Origin of the sequence: Pedobacter rhodius, from assembly GCF_027213645.1 — a bacterium.
Classification (GTDB): domain Bacteria; phylum Bacteroidota; class Bacteroidia; order Sphingobacteriales; family Sphingobacteriaceae; genus Pedobacter; species Pedobacter rhodius.
Map to the genome: position 1 here is coordinate 976,322 of NZ_JAPWGL010000002.1, position 17,406 is coordinate 993,727.

Here is a 17,406-nt window from a genome sequence, read left to right on the forward strand (position 1 = left end):
ATTTTAATCCCATAGGTTTTCTAGTTCATCGCTAGAGAGATGAAAAGGGACGTGATTACTGATGAACTGATTGATGCGACCGATATTCGGATGTGAACCGATCTTGGGGTAATTTCCCTTAACCACCTCTAATAAGTTGAGAAGGTCTTTTTTAGTGAAGTCTTCCCTTTCAATTAGAGAAAAGACCTCTTTGATTTCTTGGAGCAGGTCATGTATTAGCCCAACTTGGTCTGCCTTATCTTTTTCTGATGGAGCAAATCCGAAACTCCCTAAGGTAACCGAAGAAAGGCCATCTGGAAGCTTTGCTTTTCCCATTAGTTCATCCTCCTGCAATTCTTCTTGAAGTAAATCCACCTTATCTTCCCACCGGTGTGGCAATTTTTCAAGAGAGGAGGATGTACCATCCCTTTTAAAGAACCTTAAAAATTCACTTCGATAGAAGATTAGGATTACACCTAGATACCAAATTAGGCTAAGCACCATTGAGGCAATTAAAAACTGTTGCCATGTGAAATGTTGTAACATATTCTTTTGCTTTTATCCCAATGCTCCATTGCACCGGGATTTCCAAAAGCAAAGTTTCAAAAACTACATTTTTTTCAATCGCAACCATCTCGGTAGGTACGTGATATTATTGCTTATCACCTAACAATTTTGCACCTCTATTCGGCTTATAGGTATTGTCCTCGTCAATTCGTTGCAAAATAAAATCACGCATTTTGTCCAAAAAGCGAGTCGGACTATCACGCTTTCTATTTCTGATGTCAATGAAATTACGGTAAGAACGGCTTAGGTCTATCTGCAAATTTGCTTCCATCCATTTAATGATGTCGGCTATGGTTGCATTTCCATTATTAAGTTGCCCCGTATAGAAAAGACCATAAATTACTTCGACAAGATTTGTTTTGTCTCCCGTCCAAGTAAGTCTATTGGTTTCATTTTTTACCGCCGTCGTTGGTTGCACGGAAATTTGATTATCAAGAAGCCTTAACTGGGTTAAGATATATTCCTGCAAAAGTTCATAAGCTTTTATCTTAGAAAACAGGTAATCCTGGCTTGTTGAAAATTCGCAATCCTGTTCTGGGATATCTGGAAGTAATACGCTTTGAACATCTACTCCTCTCAAAAAGTAAATGCTATCCAGTTCGGTTGCTCCTCTTCTATAATATTGATAAATGAAAGCATTACGCTGAAAAAAACGCATTATCGTAGCTAGCTCGTCATGATAGAATTGCTTAATTTGTTTCGGATTAGCTGATGGAACAATTGTTTGAAGTTCGTATTTTTCTAAGTAAAAAAGTCTTAGACAGTAGAATTTCGGCTTTATATATTTGAAAAACCAAATTTGTTCATCATCATCAATAAATGGATTAGCTAAAATATATTCTTTTAACTGTCTTAAGGATTCACGTACAGCCTTTAATATTTCAGATAATGATCTGAATATATCTGTTTCTTCAATTAAAATCTGGGTAATTTTTTCATCTAGCTGTGTATACAGCTCTTCACTCACTTTAGCTAACATAGATTAAACATATTAGTAACTCCCGCTGCCTACCAGTTATCTGGCTACTCCAACATACAGGAAATGAGTATAATTGTTATCAAATAATTTTCTTTAAGTTTCAAAAACTTCAATAATTTAAGGTCTTGAACCAAAATTGGATTAAATAGGTATTTATAACAATAAGGAGTTCTACGTATCTTCATACGTAATCGTTACGTATTTTTTAGATTGAATAAGAATGGTCTGCTCTATAAACTATTCAACTTACGAATTAACTCTTCTCTGTTGCTCACTGTAACTTTCTTGTAGATATTTTCTGCGTGTTTATCTACTGTCCTCGGTGAAATGAAAAGCTTATCTGCTATATCCTTAAACCTAATTCGTTGACAGATTAGTTCAGCAATCTCTGCTTCTTTGGCTGTGAGCGCGTAAAGCTTACAATTATTGTTTATTAGCTGAGGATTGTATGATGTGGGTTCAACTTCCATTAATAATTCGTGCTCTCTTCTAGCTTTTTTAACTGATTTTGAAATAAAAATTAAAGTAATGATGAGGAACCCTATATTTGAAAACATTACTTCTGTTAATTGACTTGCATGCAAATAAGCGAGTACCGGCATGGAAACCCAGGGTATAACAGCACAATATACAGCAACCATTTCCATTATATCTACATTCTTAGTCGCTTCTAAATACTTAGTACGAATAGATATTAGGATTGCAATCAGAACGACTACAGCATAAAAGAAAGGAATTATAACTCCATATTTTATAGCAAGATCAAGATTGCCGTTTAGAGAATAACCAACAACAAAAAAAATAAGATATGGCAATATCAAAAAAAATGGAACACCATAAATGGCATGAAATCTTAGCCGTTTTAATTCTAAACCTTTATAAAAGTAAAATGGAAAATAAGAGGCCATTAAGAATCCGCTTCCATAAGCTATTATGTTTTGGATAACAATAGGGACTTCGATACCATCGTCTGGAAATATTCCTCCTGTAATATTATAAATTATAAGTAGGAACAAAAGTATCATATACCACAATCTATTTCTATCCTGTGGACGAAACAGATAATAAATTGTCTGATAAAAGAACATAGCAATTTCCAAAATAACAAAAACAAAAGTTACAATGTGCATTTGTGTTCCAAAAACAAGCATAGTCCTGAATCTTTATATAATGCGATTATTTGTTAATATCTCGTTTTAAAAAAAATAGCCTATAACTTAGATCCAGTTGATCATATATTTCAAACCCGAATTTTTTGTACCAGGGAATATTTTTTACTGTCGATGTTTCCAAATAAATTGCTCTTCCTATTCTTTTACTATCTTTTATTATTTCATTGATAAGCTGCGTTCCCCTTCCAGTATTTTGACGCTCAGGTAATACACCAACAAACCATAAATAATACATTAATTCATTTGGTTGGTGTTTCTTAATTTTGGATTCTCTGGAGAGTACTTTATAAATATTTAATATTCCAAAACTTTTAATAATCAATTTGATGTCCCAAGAAATCGTTTTAAGGCTGGTTTTCTTTTTATCAGGAAATAATATTAAAGCACAAGCTGTTCGGTCATCTGTTAGATATACATTCCCAAATTGAAAACATACGTTAAAAGAGTAAGCCATAAGTGCTTGAATTCGTCGAATACGTTTGTTATCTTGATGAATTACATAATTTACACTTTGATTGGCATCAAACGACTGTGAGAGAATGTCAATTACCAGTTTCTTGTCATCATAAGTAGCTTGCGTCATAGAGAAAACTTTAAAAGATTATAATTTAACAGCTAAGCAAAAACAATGCAAATAATGTGATAAGAAGACATAATTTTATTACATATCTGACTTATAATATTTTAAAATTAATTATGATAACTTATACATACGCGTAGTTATACTATTTTATTGATATTATTATTTTATTCCAACCTATTCTTAAATTGCTTACGTCCGGTATAAAACAACCATTTTATTGTAAATTACATCCGTTTATAGTTTGATACGATTATGTTTTGTTATTTTTTTGTTTTACCGATTAATACATATCGGTGTTAAGAAAAAATAATATGCGCAATAAAACCTATGCTCCATGGGAGCATTACCCTAAAACACTTCGCCATCAAGAAGTGCAAAATCCGATCTCTGTAGTAATAGATTTTTTCAATGCTGATTCGGTAAAAGGTCATGGCAAGCGATTAAAAAACTGGCGTTATTATGTGGTTAATGATGAGCATTATAATGAAAAACGTTACGGCCCTGGTTCCTTACTTTACATATATGAGCTCAATTTGAAAATTTTAGAAGCCATGTTCCTATTGTTACTTAACTACAAAAATTTTTATTATCAGCGCAAAAGACTTACGGAACAACAATTAGAGGAAGAAAAAGAACAATGGGAATACTATCCTAAAAATCTTTCTCTAAAAGAACAGCTTGAACCATACAAAGCGGTTAAGAAAATCTTTAAAAAAATTAAACCACAGGAATACAGGGATCAGTTGCGTGAATGGGTACACGTAGCGTTATATATTAAAACAGATGTTGAAGCTCTACATGCTGGTGAAGTTATAGAGGTTTATGAAAACTTAATAAAACTGTATTCAGCTGCATGGCTAATTTATAAACGCGAGGGTAATAATCTTTCGTCTTAAAAGTAATTTGAAACTAATAGCGGAATATTTGAACAGACAAAACCTCTAATATCTGTGACGTGCGTTAATTTAGTCTAAAGTCTTAATTATTTTAAAAAAAGCGTATTCCTAACCATTTCAAAAAAATAGATATATTTACGCATGGAAACCTCAGAAAAAAATACCCGTATGCACTTAGGTCGTAAAATCTCAAGAATTCGTGAATTACGTGGGTTGAAACAAGACTTCCTTGCTTCAGAATTAGGCATAAGTCAACAAGCTGTAAGTAAACTTGAACAAAGTGAGGATATTGAGGATTCAACTTTGGAGAAAATCGCAAAAATTCTGGGTGTTACAAAGGAAGCAGTCTTGCAATTTTCGGACGAAGCAGTTGTAAATTATTTCAACACTTTCAACGACCACAGTTTTAATAACGGCGCATACAATGCTTTTAATTGTAATTTTAATCCAATAGAAAAGTTGATGGATGCTCTTGAGGCCAATAAAGAACTTTATGAGAGATTGCTTGCAAGTGAAAAAGAGAAAGTTGAATTTTTGAAATCTAAATAACAACTCTATCACATCGAGATAGCTTTGCCATCCGAAGTATTATCATCCTCTTGATGTTCGCGATCATTAAGTACACTTATTCTATTCAATTCGACCTGAAATATTTTATCAATATCCGATTTTATCTGTAAATAGTTCTCCTGAATATCAGTTTCGCTAACGTGCTTTATTATTGGAATTGATTTATAGCTTTCTTCCGCTCTTCTAATTGCCTCATGGTCGTTTTGTATCTCGCAATGGAATATCTTAAGCTTTATTTTTTGATCAGGGTTGTCAGCTACTATGCCGACAAACTCGCCAGATGATAATGATGAAATTTTTGAGGCTGGTATCGCAGACTCTAATTGTAAAGACTTTGAAATTGAAGTATCAGAACTATTAATGCTCAAACTTGTTCGATCTTGCATAATCTTGCCGAAGGTTTCAGACAGTTTTTTCGCTGTGCTACCTGTAACCTGTCCACTTATTATATTGCCTACAATTCCCGAAATCACATCTGCTTGCTCTGAACCATAATCTTTCTTAAGTTGGCTAAAATCCTGAACTGCCAAAATCGTCGCTACTTTATTGCTTCGTGCAGTAGCAATAAGACTATCCATATTATTGAAGTATATTGTTGGAAACTCATCAAATACCAAACTGCTTTTTAATTGGTCTTTTCTATTCACCAATTTTATCATCCTAGAAATATATAGTGATAGCACTGCACCATAGGTTTGGATCTTTTGTGGATTATTACCAACGCATACAATTTTTGGTTCTAACGGATTATTCACATCTAGCGTAAAATCATTTCCGCTGAGTACGTAATAAAGTTGTGGTGATGATAACCTAGCAAGTCCGATTTTGGCACTAGCAATCTGCCCTTCGAGCTGTTCTTTAGCTTTATTTTGAAAGGCGGAAACAAAAGGATTTATCAGTACTTTAATTTCTTCTTCTTGTTGCAATACCGCGAATAAGGGATCATAATCTGCCTGCATCAGTTCGATTACATGTGGCAATGTACAGTATTTACCGTCTTCATATTTACGCAGAAACCAAATGATTCCCGTCAAAAAATTGATAGGGCTTTCGACAAAAAAATCACCTTGTTTCTTGATCCAATCTCGGTTAAGCCCTAACATAATGGTGCGGCTTGCTTCGGTAGCATCTGTTATATCTTCCATGCCAGCTGGATCAAGAGGATTGCATCTATGCGTTCGGTTTAGATCATCAAAATTGATGACGTAAAATGAGGGCTTTGTTTTGTACCCATTGTGGTATTTCAACAATTTATTATAGGCAATTTTGCTCAGATCATCATACTTAAAATCATATAGGAACATTGAAAAGCCCTTCTTTATATGTTGGTCAATAATATGCCTGATAACAAAATAGCTTTTACCCGCCCCTGGGGTTCCGGCAACAAGCATTCCCCTGAATGGATTGATGAAATTGATCCAGCTATCTCGCACCTTATCCTTTAGCCGATATTTTGCAGGCAGATTAATGGAGTACTCATTTTCCAATAGTCGCTCTTCCTGTGGGAAGGTTTCATTCTCATCATTGAATATATCTTTGTTAAGATTAACCTTAATCAGTCTTGACAACAAAACCCCACCTGTTAGAATTAAAATATATCCTATCGAAGTGATAGCGATGTAAGCGGCTCCCACAACAATAGCCAAATTATTAATATAGAAGCAAATAAAGCTTAAGAAATATAGAGCTAATCCAGATGTGAGATAAGTTAGGATAGGTTTAAGATTTATCTTCTCGTCTTTTTTGCCTTTGGCTCCAACCAGTGAGGTGCCTAAAAATAATAGTGCTGCAGCTTTCGGGAGCAGATGGCTTTTGAAAAGGCCAGTCTTTGAAACATTGATGATGATTTTGTCTGTTATTTCAGATGTAAAGCCTAATTGTTTGAATACCGCATAACAGGCTAAATAAAAGTGGATGCTCAGTATAAACAAGCTTATGAGCCTTGTAAAATCAATAATCTTTCTTAGTCCCTGTATATCTTCTCCTGTATTCATAATAGTAAATTATCTGGTTATACCTTTACGTTTTCTTTTTTTCCTGTTGCCAACTGTTGGTGCAAAATCTGGTTGTGATTTGCCCAACAGGGTATCAAGGAAGTTAGTTGGTTTATTCGGTTCGAGATGGGAATTAGTATTTCCTTTTAAATAAGTTCTCTGTTGGCTAGCAGGTTTCAGATAAGTTTTCAATTGGTCATTTCCGATGACTACGTTTATCGCTTTAGCACTATACGATTTGCCCAAGTCGCTACCATTAAAAACTGTTTTATGGATATGGTCAACGAAAGTTGTTCCATATCTAAATCCTTCGGCATTTTTTCTTAAGACAAGATTTATCCCAATTCTATTCAGTTCTTGTACCAAGGTAGCTTCGGATATAGAAGTGTATTTGTTCAGCACCTTATCTATTCGGAGCACAAGATCCTGGCGGTAAGGTTTCCTTTTTTCGTGATTTTGGATAAACTTCTTTTCTAGTCTCCGTAGTATTGGTTTACTGTAAAATGAACTTGCTTTTATTGGAACACCGATTTGATTTCCTTTCTTATCGAGAATGGAATACTGTAAACCTTTGGTTTTGAACATCTCTGTATCCTCGCCACCTCTATTTGCATAGACATTAAATTGTTTAAGCACAGCGTTGAATTCGGCGAGTGAAGTAAATTTGTACGTTTCCATTACTCCTGTGATAACATTACTTATTACCCGCTTTGTTGGGACATGTCCGTAATTTACAACCTCTGGATCAACTGGCTTTATCGCGGAAATAGGTTTGAACTTCTTGCTTTCTGCCACAATTAAATTGAACTCCTTTTCAATCTGCTTTCTGGCAGGCTCTGATAATTCTCTACCAATATTATGTAGGCTAATCGATTTTCCGTCCCGTTGGATGCTTGTGGTGGCAATATGGATATGCTGATGCGCTACATCATTATGCCTGTAAACTAGAAATGGTTGCTCATCGAAGCCAATCAGATCCATATATCGGATGGCAATCTGTTGCAACTTGGCGTTTTCAATATTTTCGCTTGCCTCAAAATTTAGCGAGATATGTAGTGCGTTGGTTTTTACGCTAGGCTTTAATTCAGTAAGATGCTGAAACCTTGTGATTTTATGTTGGATGTTCATTTTCTCGACATCACCTGCAAAACCACAAGCCAAAATCAAGCTAGCACTTCCTTCAGAAACTTTGTTCTCATTGTAATGTAAGATGCCCCTGATGCTTTTGCCGATCTTTATTTTTGCAACCATTTCTCAGCTAATTGTGAAATTATAACCAGTAATTTTTCAACCCTCTCGTCAACGTTCTTGTACAGGTCTACCACTTTCATTACATAAAATGCCCGATGGGTTTCAGCCTTGTCTTGGTTAAAAGTTCTGGTAATCTGATTGATATTAATTCCGATAGCCTTAAGCTCTTTTCTAATTAAAGCCATTTCTTCCATTGGAGCATTCAAAGAATTATCCTGATGTAATAGTTTGATCTTACGGTTTGAAAGAATCCTGCGGATCACTTCGGCCATGGAAGCGCTGCCACTTTCAACCCGCATTTTTTCTAGCTTGTTGAAAGTAGTTTCGGTTATCCGCACGATAACATTTTTAGTTAATAATGCATCTTGATTTGTCGCTCTTCTTCTTGGCATACACGGCACATTTAAGAAAGTTCAGACTTCACGAGTTCCGAGTGAAGTCCTGGCCGTAAGGACAGCAAAGATATTTTTGCATGCAAAAATACATCTTTGCTAAGTCCACGCGGACTACAACGCTGGTCTCCCGAAAGTGAATTGAACTTTGGTTGATTATGATGTAAAGATGGGCTGCTTAAAAATTGTTGAAGCGCAAGTAAAGGGGTAGGTACGAGAAATAATCTTAGATGAAATGTCTATTTTTAATCTTTAAAGTATAAGATATGCCTGTAAGTAGAGGACGTAAAAAGAAATCAAAAAGCAAAAAAGCGAATGGCCCAACAAGAACTTTTGAACAAAATGGAATCAAAATTTCCCAAAAGGGAGATATGACCTACATTCATAATAAACGAACGGAGCAGGAACATTTAGAATATATTGAACATATTAAACATAATAGGCCAGCATTCTTTCATAACTTAAAAGAGCAGATCCAAGATGTAATCCTAGATATAGAAAAATATGATAAACTCACTCTATTAGGAATTATTAGCGCTTATGCAATTGATAAACAATTTGAAGATGACGGGAAAGGAGAAGTCACATTAGAGTATGCTCAAAGTATATGCTTGGCCTCACCAAATGATAATAAAAATAACTTACCAACTTTCGAAGATGGTAATCGAATAATACAAAAGCTTATAGAGATACGTACCGGATTTTCACTGTACTATGGGTCAGAGCAGATTGTTGGCAAGAACAGCGAACTAGAGAATAACATCCGATACCCCATGATTTTAGAAAGTCTATTTGTTCGGGGGGATGGTTATGTCACTCATCTTTATGAGGTTTTCAGGGAATTATTTGCCCCGCATGATGATTTCTTGAAGGAAAAATATGGCTTTAAAGCAAATGACATACTTGACACTTTCTTGCAATTAGAGGACTCATTTTGCATTCGAATTATTTATCGCGATAAGACATTGCATCCAGCCCATTATATGAGGTGGGAACGTTGGAAGCGCTCGAATTCACCTACTGATCTTAAGGTAAGGAACCTTAGTCCTATGGAAGCTTTTGAAGAAGATAATCCAGACCTCCCTTTTGAAAATGGTAAACCAAAGCTCTTTTGGATTCATGACAGAACTACTTACAAAGCCCTATATGAGATTAGATTACGATATCCTGAACATATTAATGTAGTTAAGGCACTGAGCATTCAATTTGGCGGCAATTCGGAATTCTTAAATCCATTGTTTACAGCTGAGCCGCTTAATGACTCTAAAATTTTCAAATGTCCCATAATACAGGAAGATGGGAAATATTATCTTTTTGCCTTTAATATTGCTGCCCGAAATTTATTGAAAATCGGAGAAAATTTAATAGAAAGTGTTGATAGTGAATATTATAATAGCCATTATTTAGGAAACAAATATACTCATACAAGAGATGTTTATTTAGAAAACAAAGTCGCAGAGTTATTCAAAAGATTCTTGCCAAATGTACAATTCTTTGGTGGGGTTAAATATGTGTTCAATAATGATGGTAGCACAACCAATTGTAATAATAAAAATGAAAAAAAGGGTTTAATAGAAACTGAACTGGATCTTCTGGGTATCGGAAAAACTGCCATTTATTTAATAGAAATAAAAGCGGGTGCATTGAATGACTCCGCAAAGAGGGGTGCTATTAAAAGTCTTAAAACAAACCTTAAAGAAACAGTCGGGTATGCATCTTGCCAAAGTTTCAGGGCAAAAAAGTTCATCGAAGAAAGTGATAAGCCAATTTTTTACGATAAAGGCAAGAAGGAAATCATAGCAGACAAGAGTAAAAGAATATATAGAATTTCAATATCATTAGATCATTTAGGTGGTTTGGTTACCAACCTGTTTGATTTGAAAGAATTAAACATTATTGATAAAAATACTGAGTTTGCATGGACAGTAAGTTTGTACGATTTAATGATATTTTCAGAAATAATTGAGAACGAGAACGATTTTATGGAATATTTAGATCAAAGACTTACTTTATACCTAAGGGAAAATATCGAAATTCCAGATGAAATTAGTTTGCTAGGATATTTTCTTAACAAGGGTAATATCAAGTTCGATCAAACAAAAATAAAAAAGTTCGATAAATTTAGGATTGAGAAAAATTTCTCATCGGATATAGATAAGTACTATCACAATAAGTTGGTAGGAATTCCATCACCTCGTCCCACCAAAAGAAAATAATCTCGCACCTTCCGTACCTATTGCGTTTAATGTAACCCAAAGCCTTACATATTGCTTTTCGATTAAAGAAAGGCAAGGTAAATTATGCAGGATAAGAAACGTTCGATAACACCACAAAAAGCTGTAGAAATACTTAATGAACACGGCACAACTGTAACGTTTGAAGAGGTAAAAATAATTTTGGATTTTATGTATAATTTTGCTATATTGTCTGTAAATCAATTAGTTAAAAACAAAAGCACGGATAGTGATGAGAGCAAAAAACATCGGTGATCAAATTGTTTATCGTGACAGAAGAACGCATAAACCAGAGCTGAAAAATAAAGCAAACAGTTTAAAAAATATACAACAAACAACCGCCTTTTTATATATCAGAGTAAGTACAGATGAGCAAGCAGATAGAGGGTTTTCGCAAAGAGATCAAGATCAGCGTTTGCATGAATACTGTGAACGTAATAATATAAAAGTTGGGCGGGTTATTTATGAAGATTATTCTGCTAAGACATTTAAAAAACGCCCTGCTTGGTCTAAGCTACTTTTAGAGTTAAAAAAGACCAAGGGCAGGAACTGCAATTTGATTTTATTTACCAAATGGGATCGGTTTAGTAGGAACACAGCTAACGCCTACAATATGATCGACACGCTTACAGGTTTGAATATAGAACCAAATGCGATTGATCAGCTATTAGATTTGAGAGTGCCTGAAAGCCGAATAATGTTAGCTGTATATATTTCTATGGCTGAAGCTGAAAATATAAGGCGAGGAATGAATGTGGTTGTTGGTATGCGCAGAGGTAAGTTAGAAGGAAGATGGATGGGCAAAGCTCCAGCAGGTTACATAAATAAAATTCGCGAAGATAAATTTAAGTATATCGATTTAATTGAGCCAGAAGCTTCTCATATGAAATGGGCGTTTGAGACGATTGCAGCAGGCATATATCCAACAGATCATGTATGGAAACTAGCTAGTGATAGAGGAATGAGATGCAGAAGGAATACGTTTTGGGCAAACATTCGAAATCCCGTTTATTGTGGAAAGATTATTGTTCCACCCGATGAAAACAATGCAATGTTTCTTTCGGATGGAAAGCATACGCCACTGATAAGTGAGAGGTTGTTTTGGGAAGTTCAGGATGTTCTAGACGGTCGAAAAAAAGTTCAGCAAGTGAAAGTACAAACCCCAGAAAATTTACCTTTGAGAGGGTTTTTATATTGTCCAGATTGTAGCCGTACGTTAACTGGAAGTGCGTCTAAAGGCAGACCCGGCTACTATTACTATTACCATTGCAAGCCTCCGTGTAAAGCCAGGTTTAAAGCTGAAGAATTGAATAAAGACTTTGTTCGTGAATTACAAAAATTTGTTCCGAAACCTGGAATGGCAGAATTGTACAAGCAAGTTGTCTGTGACACCTTTGGTGATAATAAAAAGAATTTTGATGAAAATAGAAAGCAATTAGTTGCTGAGATTTCAGATCAAAATAACATGCTGACCAAAATTAGAGCATTGCTGTTGTCTGATGATATTGATGTAACTGATTATAAAATCATGAAATCTAAGTGTGAAGAGAAGATTGTAAGACTTGAAGCACAGCTAAAAGAGTTAAAAAATCAAGCCAATGCGAAAACAGATGTAAGTGATATCGTTGATGAAGCCTTAAAAAGGTTCAAAAAAATCACTAAATTGTATTCTAACGGCGATATTGAGGCAAAACGTTATATCATCGGTTCGATCTTTCCAGAAAAATGGACTATTTTAGAAAATAAAGGTCGAACCGGTAAAGTCAATCTTGCCGCGCATCTTATCTATCAGATTAACAGCTTGTTATCACATAAAAAAGCCGGAGTTAGATCTAAAATTAGAACTAACTCCGGCTTGGTACCCGGAGCCGGAGTCGAACCGGCACGGTTTCCCACAGGTGTTTGAGACCAGCGCGTCTACCAATTCCGCCATCCGGGCATGTATTGGACGGGGTTGCAAATGTAGGTAACGAAAGGCTAAATCACAAAAATATTTTAAATTAGCTGTTAACCAATTGTTTTTCAATTCATAATCCCTTTCATCTTTTAATTTTCTGTCTCTACAACAAATAGTAAATGATAGAAGAGCAGCTAAAAAAAATGAATAACATAAAACAGGCCTTTTATCTATGCTCCCGGAGAACAGATACGTTACCTGTGCCTTTATCCAATAAAGGAAATGCATTTGTCATTGGTGTTGCGAGGGTATAACCTCCGATTTCTCTTGGCGCCCCGGTTTTGGGCAAAATAATAGCATGCAGCACCTCATCGGCAAATCTGGTACCCTCGGGCATTTTTGCCCTTAAACTATCACGGATGTCTGCCCCGGTTTTTTCAAGATGCCTCACCTGTTTTCCGCTCATGCCCGAATGGCGCAAAAATTCGATGGAGGTTTTAGGCTTTCCGGATAAAGCAGCTTTGCCACTGGTACCTAAATCAAGGCTGGCCGCAGTACTTTTAAGTTCGGTTGCCATTGCACCTCTGTCTTCTTCTTCGCCACTCGTGGTTACGTGCTGCGGTTTTTGGTGTGTTGCTATGTTTTGCACAGCAATAGAATTAAAGTACTGATTAAATCTTGCTAAATTTAAATCAGTCCCTTTTCTAATGGCTAATATACCTCCACTCACCCTGAGCTGTGGCCAATTGTCGGCAGTCCTGCCTTCTTCAGCCAATATTGCCGCTTTATCCGTCACTTTCCTTAAAGGAAGTAGAATATGCTTTATATGAAAATAAGAATTTTATAAGAATTCATAAATCTTATATCATTTCCAAAAACCATATTTTATCTGTTTACGGCAATTCGATTATTTTATCGAACAACTTCGAAATCACTATTGGCAGTACATTTAAAGAGACTTTTAGCAGGTTTTTAAATAGTAACTTACTAAGTTAAGCAGTTGGCGGGCCACTCATCATTCCGGAATACACAAAACACGGTACAGGCTGTATGGAATTAGTATTGGTTTATTTTTTGCGCTAAACAGGGATGTAGACAAAAAATTTTGAACCTTGCGTTAAGCTACTTTCAAATTCTATTTTACCGCCTTGTTTTTCTATAAATTCTTTACATAACATAAGGCCTAAGCCAACGCCCTTTTCATTGTTGGTGCCATAAGTAGGTTCCGCCTTAATGGAAAAAATTTTTTCTTGCTTTTCTGGGGCAATTCCTTTTCCATTATCCGTTATAATAATTTTACACCAGTTTAAATTCAGTTCGGCATTTACTTGAATTTTTCCCCCCTTCGGTGTAAACTTTACAGCGTTGGTAATTATATTTCGCACCACCAGCTGTAAAATATCAACGTCGGCTGTTACGTTGATAGTGGCTGGAATATCATGGGTAAACGAAATTTCTTTTTTTGAGGCATATAACTGGCCCATTTCCAGGGTACCTTGTAAAGCCATTAATAAATTAATGTCCTGCAAATTGATATTAAGCCCTTCCATCTGCGTTTTAGACCAATGCAATAAATTAGATAACATTTCTACTGCACCATTTGTAGATTGCAGTAACGACGTTTCTAACATTGGTCTGGCTGTGTTGTCAATCTTCAAATCATTTAACAACCACAAGTAATTTTGGATATTTATTAAAGGTGTTCTCAAATCATGGGAAATGATAGACATTAACTTATTTTTTTCATTATTACTTTTCTCCAACTGCTCCTTCTGTGCTAAAATTTGCAATTTACTTTCCTCTATGGCTAAAGCTTTTTCTTTTGCAATTTGCCTTTCACTATCATAACTCTTTCTTATAAATCTGATAATAATGTATGTGACTAAAACTGGTAATGGAAATGCTGTAATCCTATCTATAAACTGGCCTTGACCTGCGGTAAAAGGATATTGTACCAGATTGGGGTAATAAAATTCTAACAAATGAAGACCTAAAAAACAGGTGATATAGATAATGAGCCACCTCAAATGTTCTTGATATGGAGAAATCGCCAGCAACAATAGCAAATATGCCGGCCATATCAAATCTGTTGAACCGTTTATACCCGAGTTAGTGAAATAATTAACTCCAAAAATTAAAATGCCGGTAATAGCAAAAAGAATCGTGCTGTGTGGTTTTGCCCTGAATCTTGAGCGATAGTATTGATAGGCAAAAAATGCGCATAACAAGAGCGCTGATAAAGCGCCCACATATAAACCTGCATATAGATTGTAAGGACAATAAATGGCTGAAAGAAAAATTAAGCCTGCGCTGATTGAATGGAAAATTCTGCTTTCCAAGGAGAAGGAAGCTCTACTACCCATTAGATCTCTCCAAATGGTTTTATTTTTTATAGACTTGAAACCGAGTGCAATTGGAATGGACTTAAACATGGTGTTTCTTCAAAGCCTCAATGAATTGGAGGTCGTGTAAAAATAGCGTTCTCTATTAATATCCCCTCATAAACAGAGAATAAATATATACAATTGCTTATTAATTATAGGGCTCTTTCATCCTTTAATTTTCTGTCTACGACAAAGGGCATAAAAGGTAAAAGAGAAGCTAAAAATATTAAAATGGCACGCCCAAATTTCCATTTTTGCTCCATCCAGGCCAAAACCAAAGTAGCTGCATAAAGTACAAACAATAAACCATGCACCCAGCCTGTGTATTTAACCAGTTCTTTATAATGAAAAATATACTTAACAGGCATGGCAATGAAAAGCAGTAGTAAATAAGAAATACCTTCGGCTACGGCAACCTTGCGAAAAATAGAAAGAGAACTCATGTATCTGATTGTTTGTTTCGAAAGTAACGCAAACAACTTAACCTGCAAAAACTAAAAAATGATTTTACAATTTAGTGTTGCTAAGTTTGCCGTGGAAGTACAAAGTAAGCGGAAATTGCAGATTAACAGTTTTTTATTGAGGAAGTTTTTCCCTGAGTCTGGCAATATACTTTTGGCGGTAAAAAATATCTTTGATAGAAGCCAGTAAATCAGCCGAATCGTTAGGCTGGCTGTCGAACTGCTTTGTTAATTCACTCAATTTTTCCTCCAATTGACTTTCAATACGATTAACATCAACTTTTAACTGTTGCAGCTTTTCGGCATCGGGTTCAAATTCCAAATCCATTAAAGCTTCGTTAACATCCATCATTTCCATCAAAAACGATTGAGGCAATTGATAACCTTCATCAGTTTCTACAATTCCTTTCAATTCTAAAACATATTTTAGGCGCTTCCGCGGATTGCTTAACACCTGGTAAGCTTTATTATTCAGCGTTGATAAATCTAAAACTTCCTGTTGTTTAGCTTCGCTTTCATTGGCATAAAAATCCGGATGAAACTTTTTACTAAATGCATAGAACTTTGTTTTAACCGCATTCAAATCAGGATGAAACTGAACAGGCAGTTCGTAAAACTTAAAATAATCAGGAAATATATTTTGCTCGGGCATAGGGTATAAATTAAAAAGCCGCAGATACCAGAAATCAATTATTCAGGCATCTGCGGCAATTATATAAAATTCGTTTTACTTACCGAATATTTTTAAAATATCGTTACCAAAGGCAAACACCATTAAGCTTATCAAAATAACAAAGCCAGCAATCTGCGCTTTTTCTAATACTTTTTCGCTTACGGGCTTGCGTTGTACCATTTCAATTAAAAGGAAAACAACATGACCACCATCTAAACCCGGAATTGGTAATAAATTCATAAAAGCAAGTGCCATTGAAATCAAACCCGTTAACGTCCAGAATTTAACCCAGTCGAAAGTACTTCCATAAACCTTTGCAATACCAATCGGACTGCTAATGTTACGGGCACTTACTTTTCCAGTAATCATTTTGCCGATACCTTTTGCATTATCAGTAAAAGTACTCCAGGCCATGTTGGCACCAACAGGAAGCGCAGCAAAAAAGCCATAGTTAATGGTTTTGCGCTGAATTTCATTAAAGTGGCCATAAAAACCAATTGCACCTGACGTATCTACCTTCACATTAAATTGCAGGGGCTGTCCATTTCTGTTAACAGATACAGCTATATTTTTCCCTTTTTTCTTTAAAGCCAGCGGCTTAACCTCATCCTGGTAATTTACGGGTATACCGTCTACAGCGGTTATTTTATCTCCAACCTTAATACCTGCTTTTTCTGCTCCATATCCCGCCATTAAACTATCTACAATGGTTTTTAAACGAGGTTCGGCAAAGAGGCTTTTACCATCTGCTACTTTATTCAAGAAATCATCAGGAACCTTGATTTCAATGGTTTTATCTCCACGGATAACCGTTAACATGGTGTTACCCATTAAAACTTTAGAACTTTTCAATTCCTCGAAACGGATAACCTTGTTGCCGTTAATGGCCAAAATTTTATCGCCGTTTTTCAAGCCGATATCTGAGGCGACTTTCCCAACCTGAATACCGTTTACCACGGCACTGTTTGGCGTAAAAGTTTCTCCGTATTTGAATGTCAGCATCCAGAAGATAATAATACCAACAATTACGTTTACAATAATACCACCAAGCATTACAATTAAGCGTTGCCATGCCGGTTTAGAACGAAATTCCCAGGGTTGAGCCGGTTGAGCCAATTGTTCGGTATCCATACTTTCATCAATCATTCCGGCAATTTTAACATAACCACCAAGTGGTAACCAACCCACACCATATTCTACATCGCCTTTCTTAAAACTGAAAAGTTTAAAACCCCATGCATCAAAAAACAGATAAAATTTTTCTACTTTGATACCAAATGCCCTGGCTGCCAAAAAATGTCCTAATTCGTGTAGTATTACCAATAAAGACAATCCGAGCAGCAGTTGCCCCGCCATAATCAATCCATTCATATG

At 35.6% G+C, this 17,406-nt stretch carries 18 protein-coding genes and 1 tRNA gene; 6 read left to right on the top strand and 13 right to left on the bottom strand.

Annotated features, from left to right (window positions below; translation table 11 throughout):
* Positions 1-3: 3 nt before the first annotated feature.
* The 4 genes from O0931_RS09445 to O0931_RS09460 all read right to left on the bottom strand — a co-directional run bounded on the left by O0931_RS09445 (position 4) and on the right by O0931_RS09460 (position 3,280).
* The gene (locus tag O0931_RS09445; RefSeq protein WP_269415314.1) at positions 4-525 is read right to left on the bottom strand and encodes a hypothetical protein; all 522 of its coding nucleotides are present in this window, start codon (positions 523-525) and stop codon (positions 4-6) included.
* A gap of 106 nt (positions 526-631) precedes the next feature.
* Positions 632-1,525 (bottom strand): RteC domain-containing protein, encoded by an 894-nt coding sequence (locus tag O0931_RS09450; protein ID WP_269415315.1) that lies wholly within the window; start codon positions 1,523-1,525, stop codon positions 632-634.
* A 230-nt stretch (positions 1,526-1,755) separates the two neighbouring features.
* Entirely contained in the window at positions 1,756-2,676 is a 921-nt protein-coding gene (locus tag O0931_RS09455; RefSeq protein WP_269415316.1) for a helix-turn-helix transcriptional regulator, read from the bottom strand.
* A 25-nt stretch (positions 2,677-2,701) separates the two neighbouring features.
* Positions 2,702-3,280 (bottom strand): GNAT family N-acetyltransferase, encoded by a 579-nt coding sequence (locus tag O0931_RS09460; protein ID WP_269415317.1) that lies wholly within the window; start codon positions 3,278-3,280, stop codon positions 2,702-2,704.
* A 311-nt stretch (positions 3,281-3,591) separates the two neighbouring features.
* Between O0931_RS09460 and O0931_RS09465 the strand changes: the two genes are divergently transcribed.
* On the top strand, positions 3,592-4,176 hold the full coding sequence (locus O0931_RS09465; RefSeq protein ID WP_269415318.1) for a hypothetical protein: 585 nt from the start codon (positions 3,592-3,594) through the stop codon (positions 4,174-4,176).
* 141 nt (positions 4,177-4,317) lie between these two features.
* Positions 4,318-4,725: a helix-turn-helix domain-containing protein gene (locus O0931_RS09470; RefSeq protein WP_269415319.1), complete on the top strand. Its 408-nt coding sequence runs from the start codon at positions 4,318-4,320 to the stop codon at positions 4,723-4,725.
* A gap of 8 nt (positions 4,726-4,733) precedes the next feature.
* Here O0931_RS09470 and mobC read toward each other — a convergent pair whose 3' ends face one another.
* From mobC to O0931_RS09485, 3 genes are read right to left on the bottom strand one after another with little or no spacing between them, the layout of a single operon-like run.
* Positions 4,734-6,740, bottom strand: coding sequence for a conjugal transfer protein MobC (gene mobC, locus O0931_RS09475; RefSeq protein WP_269415320.1), 2,007 nt, complete (start codon positions 6,738-6,740; stop codon positions 4,734-4,736).
* A 9-nt stretch (positions 6,741-6,749) separates the two neighbouring features.
* Positions 6,750-7,991: a relaxase/mobilization nuclease domain-containing protein gene (locus tag O0931_RS09480; protein WP_269415321.1), complete on the bottom strand. Its 1,242-nt coding sequence runs from the start codon at positions 7,989-7,991 to the stop codon at positions 6,750-6,752.
* Entirely contained in the window at positions 7,976-8,383 is a 408-nt protein-coding gene (locus O0931_RS09485; RefSeq protein WP_269415322.1) for a plasmid mobilization protein, read from the bottom strand. The genes O0931_RS09480 and O0931_RS09485 overlap by 16 nt, the downstream gene beginning before the upstream one ends.
* Positions 8,384-8,649: 266 nt before the next feature.
* Here O0931_RS09485 and O0931_RS09490 point away from each other — a divergent pair, with 266 nt between their 5' ends.
* The 3 genes from O0931_RS09490 (at position 8,650) to O0931_RS20130 (ending at position 12,523) form a co-directional block, all read left to right on the top strand.
* Positions 8,650-10,599: a hypothetical protein gene (locus O0931_RS09490; protein WP_269415323.1), complete on the top strand. Its 1,950-nt coding sequence runs from the start codon at positions 8,650-8,652 to the stop codon at positions 10,597-10,599.
* Between the two features lie 84 nt (positions 10,600-10,683).
* Complete coding sequence (locus tag O0931_RS09495) at positions 10,684-10,872, top strand: hypothetical protein (protein WP_269415324.1); 189 nt, start codon at positions 10,684-10,686, stop codon at positions 10,870-10,872.
* Positions 10,850-12,523 (top strand): recombinase family protein, encoded by a 1,674-nt coding sequence (locus tag O0931_RS20130; protein ID WP_428982668.1) that lies wholly within the window; start codon positions 10,850-10,852, stop codon positions 12,521-12,523. The genes O0931_RS09495 and O0931_RS20130 overlap by 23 nt, the downstream gene beginning before the upstream one ends.
* Here O0931_RS20130 and O0931_RS09500 read toward each other — a convergent pair.
* Positions 12,474-12,556, bottom strand: a tRNA-Leu gene (locus O0931_RS09500). The genes O0931_RS20130 and O0931_RS09500 overlap by 50 nt on opposite strands.
* Positions 12,557-12,740: 184 nt before the next feature.
* On the bottom strand, positions 12,741-13,310 hold the full coding sequence (locus tag O0931_RS09505) for a hypothetical protein (RefSeq protein WP_269415325.1): 570 nt from the start codon (positions 13,308-13,310) through the stop codon (positions 12,741-12,743).
* Here O0931_RS09505 and O0931_RS20135 point away from each other — a divergent pair.
* The gene (locus O0931_RS20135; protein WP_428982664.1) at positions 13,253-13,510 is read left to right on the top strand and encodes a LytTR family transcriptional regulator DNA-binding domain-containing protein; all 258 of its coding nucleotides are present in this window, start codon (positions 13,253-13,255) and stop codon (positions 13,508-13,510) included. The genes O0931_RS09505 and O0931_RS20135 overlap by 58 nt on opposite strands.
* Before the next feature lie 83 nt (positions 13,511-13,593).
* On the opposite strand, the gene O0931_RS09510 is transcribed toward O0931_RS20135, so the two are convergent.
* The 4 genes from O0931_RS09510 to rseP all read right to left on the bottom strand — a co-directional run bounded on the left by O0931_RS09510 (position 13,594) and on the right by rseP (position 17,403).
* On the bottom strand, positions 13,594-14,574 hold the full coding sequence (locus O0931_RS09510) for a sensor histidine kinase (RefSeq protein WP_269415326.1): 981 nt from the start codon (positions 14,572-14,574) through the stop codon (positions 13,594-13,596).
* Between the two features lie 476 nt (positions 14,575-15,050).
* Positions 15,051-15,341, bottom strand: a complete 291-nt coding sequence (locus O0931_RS09515; RefSeq protein WP_269415327.1) for a DUF3817 domain-containing protein — start codon at positions 15,339-15,341, stop codon at positions 15,051-15,053.
* A 133-nt stretch (positions 15,342-15,474) separates the two neighbouring features.
* Positions 15,475-16,011 (bottom strand): Fe-S protein assembly co-chaperone HscB, encoded by a 537-nt coding sequence (gene hscB / locus O0931_RS09520; RefSeq protein WP_269415328.1) that lies wholly within the window; start codon positions 16,009-16,011, stop codon positions 15,475-15,477.
* A gap of 75 nt (positions 16,012-16,086) precedes the next feature.
* The gene (rseP, locus tag O0931_RS09525; RefSeq protein ID WP_269415329.1) at positions 16,087-17,403 is read right to left on the bottom strand and encodes an RIP metalloprotease RseP; all 1,317 of its coding nucleotides are present in this window, start codon (positions 17,401-17,403) and stop codon (positions 16,087-16,089) included.
* Between the last annotated feature and the right edge of the window lie 3 nt (positions 17,404-17,406).

Excerpts from the sequence above, each read along its gene's own strand:
- O0931_RS09445 (WP_269415314.1), bottom strand. The coding sequence starts at position 525 with ATGTTACAACATTTCACATGGCAACAGTTTTTAATTGCCTCAATGGTG.
- O0931_RS09450 (WP_269415315.1), bottom strand. The coding sequence starts at position 1,525 with ATGTTAGCTAAAGTGAGTGAAGAGCTGTATACACAGCTAGATGAAAAA.
- O0931_RS09455 (WP_269415316.1), bottom strand. The coding sequence starts at position 2,676 with ATGCTTGTTTTTGGAACACAAATGCACATTGTAACTTTTGTTTTTGTT.
- O0931_RS09460 (WP_269415317.1), bottom strand. The coding sequence starts at position 3,280 with ATGACGCAAGCTACTTATGATGACAAGAAACTGGTAATTGACATTCTC.
- O0931_RS09465 (WP_269415318.1), top strand. The coding sequence starts at position 3,592 with ATGCGCAATAAAACCTATGCTCCATGGGAGCATTACCCTAAAACACTT.
- O0931_RS09470 (WP_269415319.1), top strand. The coding sequence starts at position 4,318 with ATGGAAACCTCAGAAAAAAATACCCGTATGCACTTAGGTCGTAAAATC.
- mobC (WP_269415320.1), bottom strand. The coding sequence starts at position 6,740 with ATGAATACAGGAGAAGATATACAGGGACTAAGAAAGATTATTGATTTT.
- O0931_RS09480 (WP_269415321.1), bottom strand. The coding sequence starts at position 7,991 with ATGGTTGCAAAAATAAAGATCGGCAAAAGCATCAGGGGCATCTTACAT.
- O0931_RS09485 (WP_269415322.1), bottom strand. The coding sequence starts at position 8,383 with ATGCCAAGAAGAAGAGCGACAAATCAAGATGCATTATTAACTAAAAAT.
- O0931_RS09490 (WP_269415323.1), top strand. The coding sequence starts at position 8,650 with ATGCCTGTAAGTAGAGGACGTAAAAAGAAATCAAAAAGCAAAAAAGCG.
- O0931_RS09495 (WP_269415324.1), top strand. The coding sequence starts at position 10,684 with ATGCAGGATAAGAAACGTTCGATAACACCACAAAAAGCTGTAGAAATA.
- O0931_RS20130 (WP_428982668.1), top strand. The coding sequence starts at position 10,850 with ATGAGAGCAAAAAACATCGGTGATCAAATTGTTTATCGTGACAGAAGA.
- O0931_RS09515 (WP_269415327.1), bottom strand. The coding sequence starts at position 15,341 with ATGAGTTCTCTTTCTATTTTTCGCAAGGTTGCCGTAGCCGAAGGTATT.
- hscB (WP_269415328.1), bottom strand. The coding sequence starts at position 16,011 with ATGCCCGAGCAAAATATATTTCCTGATTATTTTAAGTTTTACGAACTG.
- rseP (WP_269415329.1), bottom strand. The coding sequence starts at position 17,403 with ATGAATGGATTGATTATGGCGGGGCAACTGCTGCTCGGATTGTCTTTA.